A 21,076-nucleotide genomic window follows, 5' to 3' on the forward strand; every position below is an offset into this window, starting at 1 on the left:
GAGCGGCCGCCAACGGCCGCTCCGGATAAAACGGAGAACACGAGAGTGCCTACGATTAACCAGCTGGTCCGCAAGGGCCGCACGCCTAAGGTCAAGAAGACCAAGGCCCCCGCGCTTAACGGCAGCCCGATGCGCCGCGGTGTTTGCACCCGCGTCTACACAACAACCCCGAAGAAGCCGAACTCGGCTCTGCGTAAGGTTGCACGTGTCCGCCTCAACGGTGGCGTTGAAGTTACCGCCTACATCCCCGGCGTGGGCCACAACCTGCAGGAGCACTCCATTGTGCTCGTCCGTGGTGGTCGCGTTAAGGACCTTCCGGGTGTCCGCTACAAGATCGTCCGTGGTGCCCTCGATACCCAGGGTGTCAAGAACCGTAAGCAGGCTCGTAGCCGCTACGGCGCAAAGATGGAGAAGAAGTAATATGCCTCGCAAGGGTCCGGCCCCCAAGCGGCCGCTAGTTCTAGATCCCGTTTACGGCTCCCCGCTGGTCACCCAGTTGATCAACAAGGTGCTCGTTGACGGCAAGAAGTCCACCGCCGAGCGTATCGTTTACGGTGCACTCGAAGGTGCTCGTGCCAAGTCCGGCGGCGACCCGGTTGCAGCCCTCAAGAAGGCCATGGAGAACGTCAAGCCTTCCCTCGAGGTCCGCTCGCGCCGCGTCGGTGGCGCTACCTACCAGGTTCCGGTTGAGGTCAAGCCGGGCCGCTCCACCGCCCTCGCCCTGCGCTGGCTGGTTGGGTACTCCAAGGCCCGCCGCGAGAAGACGATGACCGAGCGCCTCCAGAACGAAATTCTGGATGCCTCCAACGGTCTCGGTGCCGCTGTGAAGCGCCGCGAAGACACCCACAAGATGGCCGAGTCCAACAAGGCCTTCGCACACTACCGCTGGTAATACTTCCCGGACGCCGCCGGCTCAACCGAGCCGGCGGCGGACGTGCAGTCCATCCGAAAGGGAGACACCGTGGCACAGGACGTGCTTACTGACCTTAGCAAGGTCCGCAATATCGGCATTATGGCCCACATTGATGCCGGCAAGACCACTACTACCGAGCGCATCCTGTTTTACACAGGTGTGAACCACAAAATCGGCGAGACGCACGACGGCGCTTCGACGACTGACTGGATGGAACAGGAAAAGGAACGCGGCATTACCATCACGTCTGCCGCCGTGACCTGCTTCTGGGAGAACAACCAGATCAACATCATTGACACCCCCGGGCACGTTGACTTCACTGTTGAGGTGGAGCGCTCCTTGCGCGTCCTCGACGGTGCCGTTGCCGTGTTCGATGGCAAGGAAGGTGTGGAGCCGCAGTCTGAGACTGTCTGGCGCCAGGCGGACAAGTACAACGTCCCGCGCATCTGCTTCGTCAACAAGATGGACAAGCTCGGTGCTGATTTCTACTTCACCGTAGATACCATCATCAGCCGCCTCGGCGCCAAGCCGCTGGTTATGCAGCTGCCGATCGGCGCCGAGAACGACTTCGTCGGCGTCGTCGACCTGCTCTACATGCGCGCACTGGTGTGGCCCGGCGACTCCAAGGGTGACGTCACCATGGGTGCCAAGTACGAGATCCGCGAGATCCCGGCGGACCTCCAGGAAAAGGCCGAGGAGTACCGCGCAACGCTCGTTGAGACCGTAGCGGAGTCCTCCGAAGAGCTGATGGAGAAGTACCTCGAAGGTGAAGAAATCACCACCGATGAACTCAAGGCCGGCATCCGAAAGATGACGATCAACTCCGAGCTGTACCCGGTCTTCTGCGGCTCCGCGTTCAAGAACCGCGGCGTCCAGCCGATGCTCGATGCCGTGGTGGACTACCTGCCGAACCCGCTCGACGTCCCGCCGATGATCGGTCACGATCCCCGCGACGAAGAGAAGGAACTGACGCGCAAGCCGTCTTCCGAGGAGCCGTTCTCGGCTCTGGCTTTCAAGATCGCTACGCACCCGTTCTTCGGTCAGCTCACCTTCATCCGCGTGTACTCCGGTCACGTGGAGGCAGGCTCCCAGGTGGTCAACTCCACCAAGGGCAAGAAGGAGCGCATCGGCAAGCTGTTCCAGATGCACGCCAACAAGGAAATGCCCGTTGAGGGCGCTACCGCCGGCCACATCTACGCAGCGATCGGTCTGAAGGACACCACCACGGGCGACACCCTGTGTGACTCTTCGAACCAGATCGTCCTGGAGTCCATGAGCTTCCCGGAGCCCGTGATCTCTGTTGCGATCGAGCCGAACACCAAAGGCGACCAGGAGAAGCTTTCCACGGCCATCCAGAAGCTCTCCGCTGAGGACCCGACCTTCCAGGTCTCCCTCAACGAGGACACGGGCCAGACCATCATCGCCGGCATGGGCGAACTCCACCTGGATATCCTGGTGGACCGCATGCGCCGCGAATTCAAGGTCGAGGCGAACGTGGGCAAGCCCCAGGTCGCTTACCGCGAAACCATCAAGCGTGCTGTGGAGCGTCACGACTACACACACAAGAAGCAGACCGGTGGTTCGGGCCAGTTCGCTAAGATCCAGATTGCGATCGAGCCGCTGGACACGTCCGAGGGCGAGATGTACGAGTTCTCGAACAAGGTCACCGGCGGCCGCATTCCGCGCGAATACATTCCCTCGGTTGACGCTGGCATCCAGTCTGCGCTGAACGACGGCGTCCTGGCCGGCTACCCGGTTGTCGGCATCAAGGCCACGCTGATTGACGGCGCGTACCACGACGTTGACTCCTCGGAAATGGCGTTCAAGATCGCCGGGCGGATGGCTTTCAAGGAAGCTGCACGCAAGGCGAACCCCGTTCTGCTCGAACCGCTGATGGATGTCGAGGTCCGCACCCCTGAGGAATACATGGGTGAAGTAATCGGTGACCTCAACTCCCGCCGCGGCCAGATGCAGTCCATGGAAGACGCGCAGGGTGTCAAGGTCATCCGTGCGCACGTCCCGCTGTCCGGCATGTTCGGCTACATCGGTGACCTGCGCTCGAAGACCCAGGGCCGTGCTGTGTACTCCATGACGTTCAACAGCTACGCCGAGGTCCCGAAGGCAGTCGCCGACGAGATCATCCAGAAGAACCGCGGCGAGTAGCCTCCAAGGCTTCCGCAGCAACAAACTCGGGTGCGTTTCCGGTTCCGGAAATTCACCTGGTGCAGGTGGCCGGCTTCGGTCCGCCGGACCGGCCACCAGCACCGACAGGCTCAAGGGACTAGTATTAGTTCCTGAATCTGCAATTTCATCAATCCAAAGCCCCCCAAGTAGACTTACTGAAGTTTCGCCGCGACAAGCGCGGTCGAAGGGTAAGTCATTTGAAAACGTTCTAGGAGGAACCTGTGGCAAAGGCAAAGTTCGAGCGGACTAAGCCGCACGTTAACATCGGCACCATTGGTCACGTTGACCACGGTAAGACGACGTTGACGGCCGCGATTTCCAAGGTGCTGTACGACAAGTACCCGACTCTCAACGAGCAGCGCGACTTCGCGTCCATTGACTCTGCTCCCGAAGAGCGTCAGCGCGGCATTACCATCAACATCTCCCACGTTGAGTACCAGACCGAGAAGCGCCACTACGCACACGTAGACGCTCCGGGTCACGCTGACTACATCAAGAACATGATCACCGGTGCCGCACAGATGGACGGTGCGATCCTTGTGGTTGCCGCCACTGACGGCCCGATGGCTCAGACCCGCGAGCACGTTCTGCTGGCCCGCCAGGTTGGCGTTCCCTACCTGCTGGTCGCGCTGAACAAGTCGGACATGGTCGATGACGAAGAGCTCCTCGACCTCGTCGAAATGGAAGTTCGCGAGCTGCTTTCGGCTCAGGGCTTCGATGGCGACAACGCCCCGGTTGTGCGCGTTTCCGGTCTGAAGGCCCTCGAAGGCGACCCGGTTTGGGTCAAGTCCGTCGAGGACCTTATGGAAGCTGTCGACGAGTCCGTTCCGGACCCCGTCCGTGACCGTGACAAGCCGTTCCTGATGCCGATCGAAGATGTCTTCACGATCACCGGCCGTGGCACCGTTGTAACGGGCCGCGCCGAGCGTGGAACCCTCGCCATCAACTCCGAGGTCGAGATCGTCGGCATCCGCCCGGTCCAGAAGACCACGGTGACCGGTATCGAGATGTTCCACAAGCAGCTCGACGAAGCATGGGCCGGCGAGAACTGTGGCCTCCTGCTCCGCGGTCTGAAGCGTGACGATGTTGAGCGTGGCCAGGTTGTCGTCAAGCCGGGTTCCATCACCCCGCACACCGACTTCGAGGCTAACGTCTACATCCTCTCCAAGGACGAAGGCGGGCGTCACAACCCGTTCTACTCCAACTACCGCCCGCAGTTCTACTTCCGCACCACGGACGTAACCGGCGTTATCACCCTGCCGGAAGGCACGGAAATGGTTATGCCCGGCGACAACACTGAAATGAGCGTTGCGCTCATCCAGCCCATCGCCATGGAAGACGGCCTCGGCTTCGCTATCCGCGAAGGCGGCCGCACCGTTGGTTCGGGACGCGTTACCAAGATCCTCAAGTAATACTTGCTGATCCGAGTTAGTCGCTGACCGGTCCGGCCGCCTGACGGCCGCCGTTAAGCAAGGAACAGCCCCGCTGCACTGCAGCGGGGCTGTTCTTTTTAACGTCCTGCTACCGTTGCAGGTGAAGAGAGGAGTCCGGCATGGAATGGATCATTTTCCTCGTGGTTGTCCTTGCTGTCGTCGCGGGCGGCTTGTGGGCCAAGAGGTACTTCCGGCACGAAATCAAGCGGGCGAAGCGGATCGACCGCGCCAACAAGCGCCAGTAGCCGCGCCGGCGGGCTAGGGATCGGATCGACCTTTCCGGGCCCGGCTTAGTGCCTGATACCAGTAGAACGAGTCCTTGGGCGTGCGCTCCTGGGTGTCAAAATCCACGTGGATCAGGCCGAAGCGCTGAGAATAGCCGGCCGCCCATTCAAAGTTGTCCATCAGGGTCCACACGTAGTAACCAAGCAGTTCAACGTCCTCGGCGACGCCGCCAGGCGCCGTCGCATCCAGGGCATGGCCCAGATGGGCCGCGATGTATTTGATCCGGTCCGCATCCGCTATGGCGCCGGAGACGTGGTCGGGCTCCGGAAAGCTGGCGCCGCTTTCGGTGATATACAGCGGGGGCAGCGCTGCTCCATAGCGGTCTTTCAGCTCACGGAGCAGCAGGCCCAGGTACTCCGGTGCCACCGGCCAGCCAAATCCAGTGGTCGGGTACTCCGGGAATGCCACCAGGTGGAAGGGCATCTTCAGCATGGCGTCCACGTTGCCCGCAGGGGTGTCGCCCTGGCCGCGTCCGGTCGCGACCTTCACCGGATAGTAATAGTTCAGCCCGTAAAAATCGAGGGGCTGGTGGATGGTCCGGAGGTCGTCGTCGGAGGCATTGCCGAGTGCGCGGAACCAGGGCCTCGCGATCAGGGGGACCTTCGGGTACCGCCCCAGGAGGATCGGATCCGCATAGACCCGGTTAAGGACCAGGTCAAAGATGTCGGCAAGCATCCGGTCCGTGACCGACCGGCCGGCCGGCCGCACCGGGGAGTGCAGGTTGGTGACACCCACGGCGCCGGCAACTCCCTCGGCCCGCAGCGCCTGTACGGCGAGGCCGTGGCCCAACAGCTGGTGGTGGACGGCGGGCAGGGAGTCAAAGAGCAGCTCCCGGCCCGGCGCGTGCACCCCCAGGGCGTAGCCGTTGAGCGTCACGGATGCCGGTTCGTTCAGCGTTACCCACTGTGAAACGCGATCACCGAACCGGCGGCCGGCGGCCGCACTGTACTCCGCGAAGCGCTCCGCTGTGGAGCGGTTCAGCCAGCCGCCCCGGTGTTCGAGCGGCAGCGGAGTGTCCCAATGGTACAAGGTCGCCATCGGAGCGATGCCGGCCGCGAGCAGCTGGTCAATGAGCCGGTCGTAGAAGTCCAGCCCCTCGGTGTTGAACGGCCCGGACCCCGCCGGCTGGATGCGGGGCCAGGAGAGCGAGAAGCGGTAGGAGTCGACGCCGAGAGTGCGCATCAGCTCGACGTCTTCGGGAGTGCGGTTGTAGTGGTCGCAGGCGACGGCGGGGGAGTGGCCGTCCCGGATGCTGCCTGGTTTCTGGACAAAGGCGTCCCAGCCGGAGGGGCCGCGGCCGCCGGCGTCCAGCGAACCTTCGATCTGGAAGGCGGCCGAGGCGACGCCCAACAGGAAATCCGGGCTCAAGCGGTCGGCAAGAGCCTGCAGCGCCACAGCATCCTGCACGGTCATCTGCCCATCATCCCCACGCTGCCTGCTGAAGGCAATGAGTGTCCATCCGTTCCGGCGTCGACCGGGCTGAGAGACTGCCGCTGGCGCGGTGCCCGGACCGCCCGCCGCGGCTGCCGATTCGCTTCTGCCCATAAATTCCGGCATACTAGATGAGTTGTTCAAGCGCTCTTTCGCGTCCCGATCCGGATAATGCCGGGTGTCAGGGTCCAAGTAGGAGACCAAACATAACCCACTCCCCATGGAACTGCGGATGTGTATGCGTGAAAAGCGCGACACGCCCGACCGCGGGGGTCGGTTACGCCGGCAGGTTGAGGAACCCGGATTTGTCCGGATTCAGCTTGTGCGGCGGGTGGTAGTTACGACTTCAATTGCCTCGGCAGCCACATGCAACACGCAAGTAAACAGAGCAGCCCTCACTGGAGCAGCACTAACTGAAAGAGAGTCAGGCGACATGGCGGGACAAAAAATCCGCATCCGGCTGAAGTCATACGACCACGAGGTCATTGACGTTTCAGCACGGAAGATCGTTGAGACGGTCACGCGCGCAGGCGCCACGGTAGTAGGCCCTGTGCCGCTGCCGACGGAGAAGAACATCTACTGCGTCATCCGCTCTCCGCACAAGTACAAGGACAGCCGTGAGCACTTCGAAATGCGTACTCACAAGCGTCTGATCGACATCATCGACCCCACGCCCAAGGCTGTTGATTCGCTTATGCGTCTCGACCTGCCGGCCGACGTGAACATCGAAATCAAGCTCTAGGGAGGTGCTGAGAGACTATGACCGCAACCCGTAACGTAAAGGGCCTGCTGGGCACGAAGCTCGGCATGACCCAGGTCTGGGACGAGAACAACAAGCTCATCCCCGTCACTGTGGTCCAGGCTGACTCCAACGTCATCACGCAGCTGCGCAATGCAGACACTGATGGCTATGTCGCCGTTCAGATCGGCTACGGCCAGATCGATCCCCGCAAGGTCACCAAGCCGCTGGCTGGTCACTTTGAAAAGGCAGGCGTCACGCCTCGCCGCCACGTCGTCGAACTGCGCACTGCAGATGCTGACTCTTACGAGCTGGGCCAGGAGCTCTCCGTAGAGCTCTTCGAAGCCGGCCAGAAGATCGACGTTGTTGGCACCACCAAGGGCAAGGGCTTCGCCGGTGTAATGAAGCGTCACGGCTTCCACGGCGTTGGAGCTTCCCACGGTGCACACAAGAACCACCGCAAGCCCGGTTCCATCGGTGGCGCATCCACCCCGAGCCGCGTCTTCAAGGGCATGAAAATGGCCGGCCGCATGGGCGCCGTTCGTCACACCACGCTGAACCTCACGGTCCACGCGGTTGACGTCGAGAAGTCGCTGCTCCTGATCAAGGGCGCCGTCCCCGGCGCCCGCGGCCAGGTCGTACTCGTACGCACCGCCGTGAAGGGAGCCTAGTTCAATGACTAGCACTGTCAAGGTTGACCTGCCTGCAGAGATCTTCGACGTACAGACCAACGTGCCGTTGCTGCACCAGGTCGTCGTTGCCCAGCTCGCTGCTGCTCGCCAGGGTACCCACAAGACCAAGACCCGCGCCGAGGTTTCCGGTGCAGGTCGCAAGCCGTTCAAGCAGAAGGGCACCGGCCGCGCCCGTCAGGGTTCAATCCGTGCTCCTCACATGACCGGTGGTGGCGTTGTCCACGGCCCCACGCCGCGTGACTACAGCCAGCGCACCCCCAAGAAGATGATTGCTGCTGCACTGCGCGGCGCTCTCTCTGACCGCGCCCGTAACGGCCGCATCCACGTCGTCGCTGAACTGGTAGCCGGCACCAAGCCGTCCTCCAGCGCAGCACTGGCAACCCTGCGAGGTGTCTCCGAGCGTAAGAACCTGCTCGTTGTCATCGAGCGCGCCAACGACGTTGCTGCACTCTCCGTGCGTAACCTCACGGATGTTCACGTTCTGTACGCAGACCAGCTGAACACCTACGACGTTCTCGTCTCCGATGACGTTGTCTTCACCAAGGCTGCCTACGAAGCATTCGTTGCTGACCGGGCAGTGGCAAAGAACCAGGAGGATGCCAAGTGAGTGCAGCCACCCTCAAGGATCCGCGCGACGTTGTGCTTGCACCCGTCGTCTCGGAAAAGAGCTACGGCCTGATCGACGAGGGCAAGTACACCTTCCTGGTGGACCCCCGCTCGAACAAGACCGAGATCAAGCTGGCCGTGGAGAAAATCTTCTCCGTCAAGGTCGACTCGATCAACACCATCAACCGTGCCGGTAAGCGCAAGCGCACCAAATTCGGATGGGGTACCCGCAAGAACACCAAGCGTGCAATTGTGAGCCTCAAAGAAGGCACTATCGACATCTTCGGCGGTCCGCTCTCGTAGCGGAGACCACTTTAACGAGGAAATAAATTATGGGAATCCGTAAATATAAGCCGACTACCCCGGGCCGTCGCGGCTCGAGCGTAGCGGACTTCACTGAAATCACGCGGTCGACGCCGGAAAAGTCGTTGGTACGTCCCCTCCCGAAAAAGGGTGGCCGTAACAACACCGGTAAGATCACGACCCGTCACAAGGGTGGTGGACACAAGCGCCAGTACCGTCTGATCGACTTCCGTCGCCACGACAAAGACGGCGTCAACGCCCGCGTTGCCGAAATCGAGTACGATCCGAACCGCACGGCTCGCATCGCACTCCTCCACTACGTTGATGGCACCAAGCGTTACATCATCGCCCCGAACAAGCTGTCCCAGGGTGACACGGTGGAAGCAGGTGCCGACGCTGATATCAAGCCCGGCAACAACCTTCCGCTGCGCAACATCCCGGTGGGTACCGTTATCCACGCAGTTGAACTGCGTCCGGGTGGCGGCGCCAAGATGGGCCGCTCTGCCGGCGCATCGATCCAGCTCGTGGCAAAGGAAGGCCGCTTCGCCCAGCTGCGTCTGCCTTCCGGCGAAATCCGCAACGTTGACGTGCGCTGCCGCGCAACCGTCGGCGAGGTCGGCAACGCCGAGCAGTCGAACATCAACTGGGGTAAGGCCGGCCGTATGCGCTGGAAGGGCGTTCGCCCGACCGTCCGTGGTGTCGCCATGAACCCGGTCGACCACCCCCATGGTGGTGGCGAGGGTAAGACGTCCGGTGGACGTCACCCCGTCAACCCGAACGGTAAGCGCGAAGGCCGCACCCGCCGTCCCAACAAAGAGAGCGACAAGCTTATTGTTCGTCGCCGTCGTACTGGCAAGAACAAGCGATAGGAGCCTGGACACATGCCACGCAGCCTGAAAAAAGGTCCCTTCGTTGACCAGCACCTCTTTGTAAAGGTAGCCAGGGAAAACGAAAAGGGCACCAAAAACGTCATCAAGACCTGGTCCCGCCGTTCGATGATCGTCCCCGACATGCTCGGTCACACGATCGCCGTACATGACGGACGCAAGCACATCCCCGTGTTTGTCACTGAGTCGATGGTCGGGCACAAGCTCGGCGAATTCGCTCCCACGCGGACATTCCGCGGCCATGTCAAGGACGACCGTAAGGGCAAGCGCCGCTAGGCGCCTGCACTTACGTCAAAGACGAGAGAAGGAAAGCAATGGAAGCCAAGGCAATTGCGCGTCACATCCGCGTAACGCCTATGAAGGCCCGGCGCGTCGTCAACCTTGTTCGTGGTAAGCAAGCGAATGAGGCTCTGGCAATTCTGAAGTTTGCCCCGCAGGCAGCTTCGGAGCCGGTATTCAAGGTAGTTCAGTCGGCAATCTCCAACGCCCGGGTCCTCGCGGACCGTGACGGCGTGGCGTTTGACGAGGGTGACCTCATCATCAGCGAAATGTATGTTGATGAAGGCCCGACCATGAAGCGGTTTCAGCCGCGAGCCCAGGGTCGTGCATTTCAGATTAAGAAGCGCACGAGCCACATCACCGTGGTAGTCGCTACCCCGGAGAAAGAGGAGGCTCGCTAAGTGGGACAGAAAGTTAACCCGCACGGGTTCCGACTCGGCATCACCACCGATCACGTATCGCACTGGTTTGCTGACAGCACCAAGCCCGGCCAGCGGTACAAGGACTTCGTTCGCGAAGACATCCGGATCCGCCAGCTTATGTCCACGGGCATGGAGCGCGCCGGTATCGCCAAGGTTGAAATCGAGCGCACCCGCGACCGTGTCCGTGTGGATATCCACACTGCACGTCCGGGCATCGTTATCGGCCGCCGCGGTGCAGAAGCAGACCGCATCCGCGGCGAGCTCGAAAAGCTCACCGGCAAGCAGGTTCAGCTGAACATCCTCGAGGTCAAGAACCCCGAGATGGAAGCCCAGCTTGTTGCCCAGGGCGTTGCTGAGCAGCTGACTTCCCGCGTGGCTTTCCGCCGTGCGATGAAGAAGGCCATGCAGTCCGCACAGCGTGCCGGTGCCAAGGGCATCCGGATCGCTTGCTCCGGTCGACTGGGCGGCGCAGAAATGTCCCGCTCGGAGTTCTACCGCGAAGGCCGTGTGCCCCTGCACACCCTCCGCGCGAACATCGACTACGGCTTCTACGAGGCCAAGACCACCTTCGGCCGTATCGGCGTGAAGGTCTGGATCTACAAGGGTGACGTCACCGCCAAGGAACTGGCTCAGCAGGCTGCTGCTGCTCCGTCCCGCGGCCGTGGTGCCAGCGATCGTCCGGGCCGCCCGGGCGGCGCTGACCGTGGTGACCGCCGTCGTCGTAACGATCGCCCGGCTGAGGCTGCACCCGCTGCTGCCGAAGCTCCGGCTGTTGAAGCCGGAGCCGCAGGCACGGCGCAGTCAGTAGAAGGAGGACAGGCTTAAATGCTTATCCCACGTCGAGTCAAGCACCGTAAGCAGCACCACCCGGGTCGTTCCGGCGCTGCAACGGGCGGCACGAAGGTCTCTTTCGGTGAGTGGGGTATCCAGGCTCTGAGCCCGGCATACGTCACCAACCGTCAGATCGAGTCTGCCCGTATCGCGATGACCCGCCACATCAAGCGTGGCGGCAAGGTCTGGATCAACATCTACCCGGACCGTCCGCTGACGAAGAAGCCGGCCGAAACCCGCATGGGTTCCGGTAAGGGTTCTCCGGAATGGTGGGTCTCAAACGTCAAGCCGGGCCGGGTTCTCTTTGAGATCTCCGGGGTCGATGAAGAAACGGCCCGCGAGGCACTGCGCCTGGCGATCCACAAACTCCCGTTGAAGGCACGCATTCTGCGTCGCGAAGGTGGTGAATAGAAATGTCAGTAGGATCCAAGGAACTTGCATCCGCACAGCTGGACGGTTTCGACAACGAGCGACTCGTTGAGGAACTCCGTAAGGCCAAGGAAGAGCTGTTCAACCTGCGTTTCCAGTCCGCCACCGGTCAGCTGGAGAACCACGGTCGGCTGCGCGCGGTAAAGAAGGACATCGCCCGCATCTACACCGTTCTCCGTGAGCGCGAGCTGGGCATTCGTGCCGAGGTTGCCGCACCGGTTGTGGAAGCCAAGGAAGAAAAGAAGTCCAAGAAAGCTGCAACCAAGAAGGCCGACAAGGCTGAAACGGTTGAGACTGAGGAGGACACCAAGTGAGTGAAAAGGACGAGAACGTGACGGAAACTGTTTCCGGCGCAGCTACGGCTGACGAGCGCGGTGACCGTAAGACGAAGCGCGGCTACGTGGTCTCGGACAAGATGGAAAAGACCATTGTTGTCCAGGTCGAGGACCGTGTGAAGCACGCCCTCTATGGCAAGGTCCTTCGCCGCAACACGAAGATCAAGGCTCACGACGAAGAGAACAGCGCCGGCATCGGCGACCTCGTTCTCCTCGCCGAGACCCGCCCGCTCTCCGCTACCAAGCGGTGGCGTCTGGTGGAGATCCTCGAGAAGGCCAAGTAACACCTGCAGCCTCGCTGTGAGTCGAGAAACCCCCGTTCCCTTCTGGGCGCGGGGGTTTCTCCGTTTCCCGCCGGGGTCGCTGCCGTGATATGGGGATACGCCTGAAACGTGCTAAGATTTTGAGTTTGTATGGCGCCCTCTGTGCGCTGTCATCAAACTCGTAAACAAGCGTGCCACGGCATAGTGCCCCCTGCTGCCCCGACCCGTCGGGATTCATCAGGGAAGCAAATGTTTTTGGCACGGGAGTTTAGGCCTGGTCTGGCAAAATCCAGGCAGGTCAAGAGACACCCCGATCAACCGTTCCGCAAGGCTCATTCCGTAGGAAGACTTTCGGTCTGAGAACCCGCGCGACGCAAGGAGTAAATAGTGATTCAGCAGGAGTCGCGACTCAAGGTCGCCGACAACACGGGTGCTAAGGAAATCCTTACCATTCGCGTTCTCGGTGGATCTGGCCGTCGCTACGCAGGCATTGGCGACGTAATCGTCGCTACCGTCAAGGACGCAATTCCGGGCGGCAACGTAAAAAAGGGCGACGTCGTCAAGGCTGTCATCGTCCGTACCAAGAAGGAACGCCGCCGTGCGGATGGTTCCTATATCAAGTTTGACGAGAACGCAGCTGTGATCCTGAAGGCTGACGGTGACCCCCGCGGTACCCGCATCTTCGGACCGGTTGGTCGTGAACTTCGCGATAAGAAGTTCATGAAGATCGTTTCTCTGGCTCCGGAGGTGCTTTAGTCCATGGCTAAGATCAAAAAGGGCGACCTGGTTCAGGTCATCACCGGTGCCAAGGCTGAGCGCGGCGGTGACAAGGGCAAGCAGGGCAAGGTTCTGCGCGTATACCCCGAGTCCAACCGCGTGTTGGTCGAAGGTATCAACCGCGTAACCAAGCACACCAAGGTCGGTCAGTCGCAGCGCGGCACCAAGACCGGTGGCATCGAAGTCGTCGAGGCTACGATCCACATCTCCAACGTGGCACTGGTTGACCCGTCCACCAAAAAGCCCACCCGCGTCGGTTTCCGCACCGAGACCGTTGAGCGCGATGGCGTGAAGCGCGAAGTGCGTGTTCGCGTGGCCAAGAGCTCAGGGAAGGACATCTAATGACTGAGACTCTCGAGACTCCGGCAAGCAAGATCGTTCCTCGTCTGAAGACCAAGTACGCGGATTCCATCAAGAGCACGCTCGTTGAGGAATTCAAGTACGAGAACGTCAACCAGGTTCCCCGTCTGGTGAAGGTCGTTGTGAACATGGGTGTTGGAGATGCCGCCAAGGACTCCAAGCTGATCGACGGCGCTGTCCGCGATCTGACCCTGATCACCGGCCAGAAGCCGCAGGTAACCAAAGCCCGCAAGTCGATCGCGCAGTTCAAGCTGCGCGAAGGCATGCCGATCGGTGCACACGCAACTCTGCGTGGGGACCGTATGTGGGAATTCCTGGACCGTCTGGTCACGCTGGCTCTGCCGCGTATCCGCGACTTCCGGGGCCTCAGCGGCAAGCAGTTCGACGGCAACGGCAACTACACCTTCGGTCTGACCGAGCAGGTTATGTTCCACGAGATCGACCAGGATTCCATCGACCGCGTTCGCGGCATGGACATCACCGTCGTAACCACTGCCAAGACCGACAACGAAGGCCGCTCGCTGCTCAAGGCGCTTGGCTTCCCGTTCAAGACCGAAGATTAATCTAGCTACGTAAAAGGTCCGTCCGTGCTGGTTCCGAACTTGTTCGGCTGCCCAGCACGGTGGAAACCGTTATGAGGAAGGGCAAGAGCCCACCATGACAATGACAGATCCCGTCGCAGACATGCTTACGCGTCTGCGCAACGCAAACTCGGCATACCACGAATCCGTGTCTATGCCGTACAGCAAGCTCAAGGCACGCGTTGCCGACATCCTGAAGGCCGAGGGTTACATCGCCTCCTGGAAAGAAGAAGACGCGGAGGTTGGCAAGAAGCTGACCCTCGAGCTCAAGTTCGGTCCGAACCGCGAGCGTTCAATCGCTGGCGTTCGTCGTATTTCCAAGCCGGGACTGCGCGTTTACGCAAAGTCCACCAACCTGCCGCACGTGCTCGGTGGCCTGGGTGTCGCAATCCTGTCCACCTCTTCCGGCCTCTTGACTGACAAGCAGGCCGGCAAGAAGGGCGTGGGCGGCGAAGTCCTCGCTTACGTCTGGTAACGGGAAAGGAAGAGAATAATGTCACGTATTGGACGTCTCCCCATCACCGTTCCTGCCGGCGTTGAGGTCAAGGTTGACGGCTCTGTCGTCAGCGTCAAGGGTTCCAAAGGCGAGCTGAGCCACACTGTGGCCAGCCCGATCGAGGTTTCCCTGGAAGATGGCACCCTGACCGTCGCCCGCCCGAACGATGAGCGCGCCTCACGTTCGCTGCACGGCCTGACCCGCACCCTGATCGCCAACATGATCCAGGGTGTCACCGCAGGCTACGAGAAGAAGCTTGAAATTGTCGGTACCGGTTACCGCGTTCAGGCAAAGGGAACTGACCTGGAGTTCGCTCTGGGCTACAGCCACCCGGTTAACATCACGGCACCGAACGGCATCACCTTTGCAGTAGAGACCCCGACCAAGCTCTCTGTTTCAGGTATCTCCAAGCAGCAGGTCGGCGAGGTTGCTGCCAACATTCGCAAGCTGCGGAAGCCGGACCCCTACAAGGGCAAGGGCATCCGCTACGCAGGCGAAGTCATCCGCCGCAAGGTCGGAAAGGCTGGTAAGTAACCATGGCGATCGCAATTAACAAGAAGCGTACGAACAAGAGCAAGTCTGCCCAGCGCAGCCGTCGCCAGCTTCGTATCCGCAAGCGCATTTCCGGAACGGCTGTACGTCCTCGTCTGGTCGTCAACCGGTCCGCACGCCACGTATTCGTCCAGGTTGTTGATGACAGCAAGGGCCTGACCGTAGCGAGCGCCTCCACTTTGGAAGCCGACCTTCGTGCATTCGACGGTGACAAGACTGCCAAGGCCAAGCGCGTTGGCGAGCTCGTCGCCGAGCGTGCCAAGGCTGCCGGTATCGAAGCAGTTGTCTTCGACCGCGGTGGTAACAAGTACCACGGCCGGATCGCCGCCGTCGCTGACGGCGCACGTGAAGGTGGGCTGGCACTGTGACCGAAAATAACGAAAAGGACATTCAGGTGACTGAAGCTGTAGCTGCTCCGGCAACTGAGACCGCTGCGCCTGCTGCTGCCGCTGACGGCGCCCGTGGTGGCGCTCGTCGCGGCGAGCGTGGCGACCGCGGCCAGGGCCGTGGCGACCGTGGTGGCCGTGGTGGCCGCGATGGTGGCCGTGAAGCCGAAAAGAGCCAGTTCGTAGAGCGCGTCGTAACCATCAACCGTGTTTCCAAGGTCGTCAAGGGTGGTCGTCGCTTCAGCTTCACCGCCCTCGTCGTCGTCGGTGACGGCAACGGTATGGTCGGCGTTGGCTACGGCAAGGCTAAGGAAGTTCCTGCCGCCATCGCGAAGGGCGTCGAAGAAGCCAAGAAGTCCTTCTTCCGCGTCCCCCGCATCGGCAGCACCATCCCGCACCGCGTTCAGGGTGAAGCCGCCGCAGGCGTTGTTATGCTGCGTCCGGCTTCCGCCGGTACCGGTGTGATCGCCGGCGGTCCGGTCCGTGCAGTACTGGAGTGCGTGGGCATCCACGACATCCTCTCCAAGTCGCTCGGATCTTCCAACGCCATCAACATCGTGCACGCGACCGTTGACGCGCTGAAGCGCCTCGAAGAGCCGGCAGCAGTGGCAGCACGCCGCGGCCTCCCGCTCGACGAGATCGCTCCGCCGGCAATGGTGAAGGCGCTTTTGAACCAGAAGGCAGGTGTCTGAGTCTTGGCTAAGAACGTGCTTGTCTCCGACGCACAGTTGGAGATCACTCAGATCAAGTCCGCCATTGGCGGCAAGCAGAACCAGCGCGACACCCTTCGGTCCCTCGGCCTGAAGCGGATCGGACACACCGTTGTCCGCACCGCCGACGCCGTGACCGTCGGAATGCTCAACACGGTTCCGCACCTGGTAAAGGTAGAGGAGGCGAAGTAAATGGCAGAGAAGAACACCGCCGAAAAGGCACAGGGCGCCGCTGCTGAGAAGCAGAACGCACTGAAGGTTCACCACCTGCGTCCCGCCCCGGGTGCCAAGACCGCCAAGACCCGTGTTGGTCGTGGCGAAGGTTCCAAGGGTAAGACCGCTGGTCGCGGTACCAAGGGTACGAAGGCCCGCTACCAGATCAAGGCTGGCTTTGCCGGCGGCCAGTTGCCGCTGCACATGCGCCTGCCGAAACTGCGCGGTTTCAAGAACCCGTTCCGGGTTGAGTTCCAGGTAGTAAACTTGGACAAGCTCAACGAGCTGTTCCCGGAAGGTGGCGCAGTCACCGTGGAGAACCTGGTCGAAAAGGGTGCGGTTCGCAAGAACCAGCCCGTCAAGGTGCTGGGCACCGGTGACATCACCGTCAAGGTTGACGTCACCGTGCACGCATTCTCGGCCAGCGCCGCAGAGAAGATTGCCGCAGCAGGCGGAAGCACCACCGCCCTCTAAGGAGGCGGCGGGGCAGTTGCCCGTTGTGAAAACTCCCGGTAGCCGGGGCTTCGGCCCCGGCTGCCGGGAGTTTTTCTCGTTTCCCGGTCCGGCGATTGTTCGCAGGGCGCGTCCACCCGTTAGACTCGGTTGTTGGGTTTATTTGACCTGCCTCACACGACTTTACTTAATACTCAGGAGGACGCTTGCTTAGCGCATTTGGCCGGGCCTTTCGCACGCCTGATCTGCGACGCAAGTTGTTGTTCACGCTGGGAATCATCACCATCTTCCGCTTGGGTGCCTTTGTCCCCTCGCCCGGTGTGAGCTACCAGAATGTCCAGCAATGCTTGCAGAACGGTCAGACCTCGGGCGGTATCTACCAGCTCGTCAACCTGTTTAGCGGCGGTGCGCTGCTGCAGGTGTCCGTCTTCGCCCTGGGCATCATGCCCTACATCACGGCCAGTATCATCGTCCAGCTGCTCCGGGTGGTTATTCCCCGGTTCCAGATGTTGTACGAAGAAGGTGCCTCCGGCCAATCGAAGCTGACGCAGTACACGCGTTACCTTACGATCGCGCTGGGCCTGTTGAATGCCACGACCCTGGTGTCGTTGGCCCGCTCCGGCCAACTGCTGCCCAACTGCCAGCTGCCGATCATCCCGGACACCGGCATCGTGACCACCATCCTGATCATCATCACGCTCACGGCCGGCACCGGCCTGATCATGTGGATGGGCGAGCTTGTGACCGAAAAGGGTGTTGGCAACGGCATGTCGCTGCTCATCTTCACCTCGATCGTCTCCAGCTTCCCCGGCTCCCTGGGTGCCATCTGGACCTCCAAGGGTCCGGGCACCTTCTTCCTGGTCCTGGTCATCGGATTGCTGACGGTGGCCGCCGTGGTCTTTGTGGAGCAGTCCCAGCGGCGCATCCCGGTGCAGTACGCCAAGCGCATGATCGGCCGCCGCACCGTGGGGGGCACCAGTACCTACATCCCGATCAAGGTGAACATGGCCGGCGTCGTTCCCGTCATCTTCGCTTCGTCGATGCTGTACCTGCCGGGCCTGATCTCGCAGTTCAACCAGCCCAAGCCCGGCGAGCAGCTGGCACCCTGGGTGGAGTGGATCAACAACAACCTGGTCCGCGGTGACCACCCCGTCTACATGGCGCTCTATTTCGCCATGATTGTGTTCTTCACTTACTTCTATGTTGCGATCACTTTCAACCCTGAAGAAGTATCTGAGAACATGAAGAAGTACGGCGGCTTCATTCCGGGTATCCGTGCCGGCAAGCCGACTGCAGATTACCTGCAGTACGTGCTTGCCAGGATCACGCTTCCCGGTGCCATTTACCTCGCTTTTGTGGCACTTATCCCGCTGGTCGCCCTGGTCCTGATCAACGCCAACCAGAACTTCCCGTTCGGTGGTACGTCGATCCTGATTATGGTCGGCGTCGGGTTGGAGACCGTCAAGCAGATTGACGCGCAGCTACAGCAGCGTCACTACGAAGGGCTTTTGCGATGACGAGAATGTTGATTATCGGACCTCCCGGATCCGGCAAGGGTACGCAGGCGGAACGCATTTCTGAGCGCCTCGGCGTTATTGCGATCTCCACGGGAGATATCTTCCGCGCCAACGTCAAGGGTGAGACGCCGCTGGGCATCGAAGCCAAGAAGTACATGGACGCCGGCGACTTTGTCCCGGACAGCGTGACCAACAAGATGGTTCGCGACCGGCTGCAGGAGGGCGACGTCGGGAACGGCTTCCTCCTCGACGGCTACCCGCGGACCACAGCGCAGGTCGACTACCTCGACGGGATCCTCGCCGAAGGGGACCAGAAGCTTGACGTCGTCCTGCAGCTGACGGCCGACGACGAGGAGCTTGTCACCCGCCTGCTGGGCCGCGCCAGGGAAACCGGACGCTCCGACGACAACGAAGCCGTCATCCGGCACCGCCTCGACCTGTACCACGGCCAGACGGAAGCCGTCGTCGCCAAGTACGCCGAGCGTGGCATCCTGACCCGTGTTGATGGCATTGGCGGCATCGACGAGGTCACCGACCGTGTGATGGAAGCGATCAAAGCGGCCCAGTCGGCCTGACCGGATCATGAACCTTGAGGCCCCTCCCGTAAACCGGGAGGGGCCTCAGCCATTTGGCCATCCGCCCATCGGGGCGGCCGGCCCCACCGAAAGGAAGTTGCGGATGGCATTCGGCCAGCCACGCATCGAATACAAGACCAACGCCCAGATGCGTTCAATGCACCAGGCCGGGCTCGTCCTCAGCCGGGCCCTTGACGCCGCGACAGCGGCGGCCGCCCCGGGGAAGACCACCAAAGACCTTGACGCTGTGTTCGCCGCCGTCCTCAAGGACGCTGGTGCCACATCGAATTTCCTCGGATACCACGGGTTCCCCGCCACCATCTGCACCTCGGTCAACGAGGAAGTAGTGCACGGCATCCCCGGCGGCCGCGTCCTGGCGGACGGGGATATCCTTTCGATCGACGGCGGCGCGATCCTGGACGGGTGGCACTCGGACTCCGCGCGAACCGTTATCGTGGGCACGGCCGATCCTGAGGACCAGAGGCTCTCCGACGTCACCGAGAGCGCAATGTGGCATGGGATTGCCGCCCTCGCGACCGGGAAGTTCGTCGGCGATATCGGCAACGCCGTCGACGATTACGTTTCCTCCGTGGCCGGCAAGGCTTTGGGCATCCTCGAGGACTATGTGGGCCACGGCATCGGTTCCGAAATGCATATGGCCCCGGACGTACCGAACTTCCGCACCACTCACCGCGGACCGAAGATCCGTCCCGGGCTGTGCCTGGCCATCGAACCCATGCTGGTCCGGGGCAGCATCGAAACCGCTGTCCTGGACGACGACTGGACAGTCGTGACCACCGACGGCAAACGGTCCTGCCAGTGGGAACATTCCGTTGCGGTCCACGAGAAGGGCATCTGGGTTCTGTCCGCGCCGGACGGGGGAGCGGCGAAGCTGGCACCGTTCGGCGTCGTGCCCGTCCCGATTCCCTAAACCCGCTTAACCCAAGTAGCTCGCAGTTGTGGCCGTTATGAGTGCTCAAAACGGCCACAACTGCGAGCCAGTTGGGTGGGAGGGACTTAGCTCTTGAGTTTAGGCTTCACGTCCTTGGTGTAGATCCCTTCCAAGGTGCTTTTGAGTGCCGTCATTGTCGCCTGGACATCGCCCTGCTGGGTGAGGATCGCCGCGGCGGACTTGGCCATTTCCTGGTCGGCGCCGGGCAGGAACACCCGCGCGTTGTCCTGCACGCGCGTCACGGCGAGCTGGTCCATGGCTGTCTTGATCTGCGGGGTGGCAGCGAGAACAGCGGTCATGTCCGCGGACGTCCGGGTGGGCATGTAGCCGGTGGCCGCGGAGAAGTCTGCCGTGTTTTCCGGTTCCGTAATGAACTTCAGGAACATGGCTGCTGCGAGCTGGACCTCCTTGCTGACGCCGCTGGGGATGCCCAATCCCGCACCGCCGGTGGGGCACACAGGGCTCTCGTTCTTGGGTCCGCCCGGGAGGTAGCCGACGCCGACATTAAACTTCGCGGACTTCAGGACCCCCAGCAGCGAACCCGTTGAGGAGATCGTTGATGAGGTAATGCCCGCGGCGAAGTCGTCGGCAGCTTCCTTGGAGGAGACGCCTGCCCACTTGTCCTTGAAGATGGAGTCCTGGGCCCACTGCAGCGCGGCGACCGACTCGGCGGAATCGCAGTTGATGGACCATTCATTGGACCAGCTGCCGCCCCAACCCCACAGGTTATTTTGCAGTGTCCAGCCGGCGTACCCGGCCAGGGCCGGGTAAATGTAGGCATACTGGGCGCCGGAGCTGGCCTGCAGCTTAGGGGCCCACTCGGCAAATTCCTGCCACGTCTTCGGCGCGCGGTCCGGCAGCCCGGCTGCCTTGAAGTGGTCCTTGTTGTAGTAGAACAGCGGGGTGGAGCGGCCGTAGGGGAGCGCCCACTGCTTGTCCTCGTACTGGTAGTCGGCGACCAGGGACTTTTGGAAATCCCCCACCTTGATGTCCAGCTGCTTGACCAGGCTGTCCAGCGGGATGATGTTGCCGTTGGTGTAGTAGCGGAACCACCAGACATCGGAGAGCACCACAAGGCCCGGAAGGCCTGACTTGGCGGCCTGGGATGTTTGGAACTTCTGTGCGATTTCCTCGTAGTTCGCCCCGGCGGTGACGAGGTTGACTTTGATCTCCGGGAATTTGGCCTGGAACTTGTCGATCATGGCTTTTTCCACGTCCTGGGACTTGCCCGGGTGGTTGCTCCAGAAATCGATCGAAGCTGCCGGCTTGACGCCGTTGAAGTCGATGTCGGCGGCGGTGGTTGCTGCCGCAGTGCCGCCGGTGGACGGGCCGCCGCAGGCAGACAGCGCAGCGGCGCCGGCGCCTGCGCCGGCCAGTCCCAGGAAGTGCCTTCGGCCAAGATTCGATGCCATGGTGGATCCTCTCGATGATGCTGACTCGTTGAACGGTGTAGACGTTGTGGGCAGGGGAAC

At 61.6% G+C, this 21,076-nt stretch carries 30 protein-coding genes; 28 read left to right on the forward strand and 2 right to left on the reverse strand.

The genetic code is table 11. The features are described 5' to 3' along the window. The first annotated feature begins 45 nt into the window (after window positions 1–45). From rpsL to QMG72_RS08695, 5 genes are all read left to right on the forward strand, one after another. Window positions 46–420, forward strand: coding sequence for a 30S ribosomal protein S12 (rpsL, locus tag QMG72_RS08675; protein WP_011692814.1), 375 nt, complete (start codon window positions 46–48; stop codon window positions 418–420). Between the two features lies 1 nt (window position 421). Further along, window positions 422–892, forward strand: a complete 471-nt coding sequence (rpsG, locus tag QMG72_RS08680) for a 30S ribosomal protein S7 (RefSeq protein ID WP_011692813.1) — start codon at window positions 422–424, stop codon at window positions 890–892. Window positions 893–961: 69 nt separating this feature from the next. After that, window positions 962–3,076: an elongation factor G gene (gene fusA, locus QMG72_RS08685; protein WP_226774758.1), complete on the forward strand. Its 2,115-nt coding sequence runs from the start codon at window positions 962–964 to the stop codon at window positions 3,074–3,076. 242 nt (window positions 3,077–3,318) lie between these two features. Beyond that, window positions 3,319–4,509, forward strand: a complete 1,191-nt coding sequence (gene tuf / locus QMG72_RS08690) for an elongation factor Tu (protein ID WP_226774757.1) — start codon at window positions 3,319–3,321, stop codon at window positions 4,507–4,509. Between the two features lie 140 nt (window positions 4,510–4,649). Beyond that, the gene (locus QMG72_RS08695; RefSeq protein WP_283480268.1) at window positions 4,650–4,775 is read left to right on the forward strand and encodes a hypothetical protein; all 126 of its coding nucleotides are present in this window, start codon (window positions 4,650–4,652) and stop codon (window positions 4,773–4,775) included. Window positions 4,776–4,788: 13 nt separating this feature from the next. Here the strand turns inward: QMG72_RS08695 and QMG72_RS08700 are convergent, their stop codons facing one another. Continuing rightward, on the reverse strand, window positions 4,789–6,228 hold the full coding sequence (locus QMG72_RS08700) for a GH1 family beta-glucosidase (protein ID WP_283480269.1): 1,440 nt from the start codon (window positions 6,226–6,228) through the stop codon (window positions 4,789–4,791). 451 nt (window positions 6,229–6,679) lie between these two features. On the opposite strand from QMG72_RS08700, the gene rpsJ reads away from it, so the two are divergent. The 23 genes from rpsJ (at window position 6,680) to map (ending at window position 19,583) form a co-directional block, all read left to right on the forward strand. Further along, window positions 6,680–6,988 (forward strand): 30S ribosomal protein S10, encoded by a 309-nt coding sequence (gene rpsJ / locus QMG72_RS08705; RefSeq protein ID WP_038464699.1) that lies wholly within the window; start codon window positions 6,680–6,682, stop codon window positions 6,986–6,988. Window positions 6,989–7,005: 17 nt separating this feature from the next. Then, complete coding sequence (rplC, locus tag QMG72_RS08710) at window positions 7,006–7,656, forward strand: 50S ribosomal protein L3 (RefSeq protein ID WP_024366134.1); 651 nt, start codon at window positions 7,006–7,008, stop codon at window positions 7,654–7,656. 4 nt (window positions 7,657–7,660) lie between these two features. Then, complete coding sequence (rplD, locus tag QMG72_RS08715) at window positions 7,661–8,284, forward strand: 50S ribosomal protein L4 (protein ID WP_056425230.1); 624 nt, start codon at window positions 7,661–7,663, stop codon at window positions 8,282–8,284. Beyond that, complete coding sequence (gene rplW / locus QMG72_RS08720; protein WP_056425233.1) at window positions 8,281–8,586, forward strand: 50S ribosomal protein L23; 306 nt, start codon at window positions 8,281–8,283, stop codon at window positions 8,584–8,586. Before rplD ends, rplW begins: the two co-directional genes overlap by 4 nt. Before the next feature lie 29 nt (window positions 8,587–8,615). Continuing rightward, entirely contained in the window at window positions 8,616–9,455 is an 840-nt protein-coding gene (gene rplB / locus QMG72_RS08725; RefSeq protein WP_226774755.1) for a 50S ribosomal protein L2, read from the forward strand. Between the two features lie 12 nt (window positions 9,456–9,467). After that, complete coding sequence (gene rpsS / locus QMG72_RS08730; RefSeq protein ID WP_018773666.1) at window positions 9,468–9,749, forward strand: 30S ribosomal protein S19; 282 nt, start codon at window positions 9,468–9,470, stop codon at window positions 9,747–9,749. A gap of 38 nt (window positions 9,750–9,787) precedes the next feature. Next, a complete protein-coding gene (rplV, locus tag QMG72_RS08735) occupies window positions 9,788–10,153 on the forward strand; it encodes a 50S ribosomal protein L22 (protein WP_069949298.1) in 366 nt (121 codons plus the stop codon). Further along, window positions 10,154–10,999, forward strand: coding sequence for a 30S ribosomal protein S3 (rpsC, locus tag QMG72_RS08740; RefSeq protein ID WP_226774754.1), 846 nt, complete (start codon window positions 10,154–10,156; stop codon window positions 10,997–10,999). Further along, the gene (gene rplP, locus QMG72_RS08745) at window positions 11,000–11,416 is read left to right on the forward strand and encodes a 50S ribosomal protein L16 (protein ID WP_024366129.1); all 417 of its coding nucleotides are present in this window, start codon (window positions 11,000–11,002) and stop codon (window positions 11,414–11,416) included. A 2-nt stretch (window positions 11,417–11,418) separates the two neighbouring features. Beyond that, window positions 11,419–11,748, forward strand: coding sequence for a 50S ribosomal protein L29 (gene rpmC / locus QMG72_RS08750; RefSeq protein WP_269461899.1), 330 nt, complete (start codon window positions 11,419–11,421; stop codon window positions 11,746–11,748). Continuing rightward, window positions 11,745–12,053, forward strand: coding sequence for a 30S ribosomal protein S17 (gene rpsQ, locus QMG72_RS08755; protein ID WP_136321879.1), 309 nt, complete (start codon window positions 11,745–11,747; stop codon window positions 12,051–12,053). The genes rpmC and rpsQ overlap by 4 nt, the downstream gene beginning before the upstream one ends. Before the next feature lie 366 nt (window positions 12,054–12,419). Further along, a complete protein-coding gene (gene rplN, locus QMG72_RS08760) occupies window positions 12,420–12,788 on the forward strand; it encodes a 50S ribosomal protein L14 (protein ID WP_024366126.1) in 369 nt (122 codons plus the stop codon). A 3-nt stretch (window positions 12,789–12,791) separates the two neighbouring features. After that, window positions 12,792–13,151 (forward strand): 50S ribosomal protein L24, encoded by a 360-nt coding sequence (gene rplX / locus QMG72_RS08765; RefSeq protein ID WP_226774753.1) that lies wholly within the window; start codon window positions 12,792–12,794, stop codon window positions 13,149–13,151. Then, on the forward strand, window positions 13,151–13,732 hold the full coding sequence (rplE, locus tag QMG72_RS08770; RefSeq protein WP_226774752.1) for a 50S ribosomal protein L5: 582 nt from the start codon (window positions 13,151–13,153) through the stop codon (window positions 13,730–13,732). The genes rplX and rplE overlap by 1 nt, the downstream gene beginning before the upstream one ends. Window positions 13,733–13,826: 94 nt before the next feature. Further along, window positions 13,827–14,225, forward strand: a complete 399-nt coding sequence (rpsH, locus tag QMG72_RS08775) for a 30S ribosomal protein S8 (RefSeq protein ID WP_024366123.1) — start codon at window positions 13,827–13,829, stop codon at window positions 14,223–14,225. 18 nt (window positions 14,226–14,243) lie between these two features. After that, a complete protein-coding gene (rplF, locus tag QMG72_RS08780) occupies window positions 14,244–14,780 on the forward strand; it encodes a 50S ribosomal protein L6 (RefSeq protein ID WP_226774751.1) in 537 nt (178 codons plus the stop codon). A gap of 2 nt (window positions 14,781–14,782) precedes the next feature. Beyond that, window positions 14,783–15,166: a 50S ribosomal protein L18 gene (rplR, locus tag QMG72_RS08785; RefSeq protein WP_024366121.1), complete on the forward strand. Its 384-nt coding sequence runs from the start codon at window positions 14,783–14,785 to the stop codon at window positions 15,164–15,166. A 26-nt stretch (window positions 15,167–15,192) separates the two neighbouring features. Continuing rightward, window positions 15,193–15,876, forward strand: a complete 684-nt coding sequence (gene rpsE, locus QMG72_RS08790; RefSeq protein WP_226774750.1) for a 30S ribosomal protein S5 — start codon at window positions 15,193–15,195, stop codon at window positions 15,874–15,876. Window positions 15,877–15,879: 3 nt separating this feature from the next. After that, on the forward strand, window positions 15,880–16,086 hold the full coding sequence (gene rpmD, locus QMG72_RS08795) for a 50S ribosomal protein L30 (RefSeq protein ID WP_160664304.1): 207 nt from the start codon (window positions 15,880–15,882) through the stop codon (window positions 16,084–16,086). Next, complete coding sequence (rplO, locus tag QMG72_RS08800; RefSeq protein WP_058931722.1) at window positions 16,087–16,581, forward strand: 50S ribosomal protein L15; 495 nt, start codon at window positions 16,087–16,089, stop codon at window positions 16,579–16,581. 185 nt (window positions 16,582–16,766) lie between these two features. Continuing rightward, window positions 16,767–18,077, forward strand: a complete 1,311-nt coding sequence (gene secY / locus QMG72_RS08805) for a preprotein translocase subunit SecY (RefSeq protein WP_253032183.1) — start codon at window positions 16,767–16,769, stop codon at window positions 18,075–18,077. A gap of 5 nt (window positions 18,078–18,082) precedes the next feature. Further along, entirely contained in the window at window positions 18,083–18,652 is a 570-nt protein-coding gene (locus tag QMG72_RS08810) for an adenylate kinase (RefSeq protein WP_226774812.1), read from the forward strand. 103 nt (window positions 18,653–18,755) lie between these two features. After that, window positions 18,756–19,583, forward strand: coding sequence for a type I methionyl aminopeptidase (gene map, locus QMG72_RS08815; protein ID WP_283480276.1), 828 nt, complete (start codon window positions 18,756–18,758; stop codon window positions 19,581–19,583). Between the two features lie 86 nt (window positions 19,584–19,669). Here map and QMG72_RS08820 read toward each other — a convergent pair whose 3' ends face one another. After that, window positions 19,670–21,016, reverse strand: coding sequence for an ABC transporter substrate-binding protein (locus QMG72_RS08820; protein ID WP_226774746.1), 1,347 nt, complete (start codon window positions 21,014–21,016; stop codon window positions 19,670–19,672). Window positions 21,017–21,076: the final 60 nt, after the last annotated feature.

Source organism: Pseudarthrobacter sp. PH31-O2, assembly GCF_030063265.1.
Lineage (GTDB): Bacteria > Actinomycetota > Actinomycetes > Actinomycetales > Micrococcaceae > Arthrobacter.

What these genes read in the sequence shown, in the direction of transcription:
- rpsS (WP_018773666.1), top strand. Translation starts at nt 9,468, where the DNA reads ATGCCACGCAGCCTGAAAAAAGGTCCCTTCGTTGACCAGCACCTCTTT.
- map (WP_283480276.1), top strand. Translation starts at nt 18,756, where the DNA reads ATGGCATTCGGCCAGCCACGCATCGAATACAAGACCAACGCCCAGATG.
- rpsJ (WP_038464699.1), top strand. Translation starts at nt 6,680, where the DNA reads ATGGCGGGACAAAAAATCCGCATCCGGCTGAAGTCATACGACCACGAG.
- rplE (WP_226774752.1), top strand. Translation starts at nt 13,151, where the DNA reads ATGACTGAGACTCTCGAGACTCCGGCAAGCAAGATCGTTCCTCGTCTG.
- rplP (WP_024366129.1), top strand. Translation starts at nt 11,000, where the DNA reads ATGCTTATCCCACGTCGAGTCAAGCACCGTAAGCAGCACCACCCGGGT.
- rplD (WP_056425230.1), top strand. Translation starts at nt 7,661, where the DNA reads ATGACTAGCACTGTCAAGGTTGACCTGCCTGCAGAGATCTTCGACGTA.
- rpmC (WP_269461899.1), top strand. Translation starts at nt 11,419, where the DNA reads ATGTCAGTAGGATCCAAGGAACTTGCATCCGCACAGCTGGACGGTTTC.
- rplO (WP_058931722.1), top strand. Translation starts at nt 16,087, where the DNA reads ATGGCAGAGAAGAACACCGCCGAAAAGGCACAGGGCGCCGCTGCTGAG.
- rplX (WP_226774753.1), top strand. Translation starts at nt 12,792, where the DNA reads ATGGCTAAGATCAAAAAGGGCGACCTGGTTCAGGTCATCACCGGTGCC.
- QMG72_RS08810 (WP_226774812.1), top strand. Translation starts at nt 18,083, where the DNA reads ATGTTGATTATCGGACCTCCCGGATCCGGCAAGGGTACGCAGGCGGAA.
- rplR (WP_024366121.1), top strand. Translation starts at nt 14,783, where the DNA reads ATGGCGATCGCAATTAACAAGAAGCGTACGAACAAGAGCAAGTCTGCC.
- rpsG (WP_011692813.1), top strand. Translation starts at nt 422, where the DNA reads ATGCCTCGCAAGGGTCCGGCCCCCAAGCGGCCGCTAGTTCTAGATCCC.
- QMG72_RS08820 (WP_226774746.1), bottom strand. Translation starts at nt 21,016, where the DNA reads ATGGCATCGAATCTTGGCCGAAGGCACTTCCTGGGACTGGCCGGCGCA.
- rplB (WP_226774755.1), top strand. Translation starts at nt 8,616, where the DNA reads ATGGGAATCCGTAAATATAAGCCGACTACCCCGGGCCGTCGCGGCTCG.
- QMG72_RS08700 (WP_283480269.1), bottom strand. Translation starts at nt 6,228, where the DNA reads ATGACCGTGCAGGATGCTGTGGCGCTGCAGGCTCTTGCCGACCGCTTG.
- QMG72_RS08695 (WP_283480268.1), top strand. Translation starts at nt 4,650, where the DNA reads ATGGAATGGATCATTTTCCTCGTGGTTGTCCTTGCTGTCGTCGCGGGC.
- rplV (WP_069949298.1), top strand. Translation starts at nt 9,788, where the DNA reads ATGGAAGCCAAGGCAATTGCGCGTCACATCCGCGTAACGCCTATGAAG.
- rplF (WP_226774751.1), top strand. Translation starts at nt 14,244, where the DNA reads ATGTCACGTATTGGACGTCTCCCCATCACCGTTCCTGCCGGCGTTGAG.
- rpsH (WP_024366123.1), top strand. Translation starts at nt 13,827, where the DNA reads ATGACAATGACAGATCCCGTCGCAGACATGCTTACGCGTCTGCGCAAC.
- rplC (WP_024366134.1), top strand. Translation starts at nt 7,006, where the DNA reads ATGACCGCAACCCGTAACGTAAAGGGCCTGCTGGGCACGAAGCTCGGC.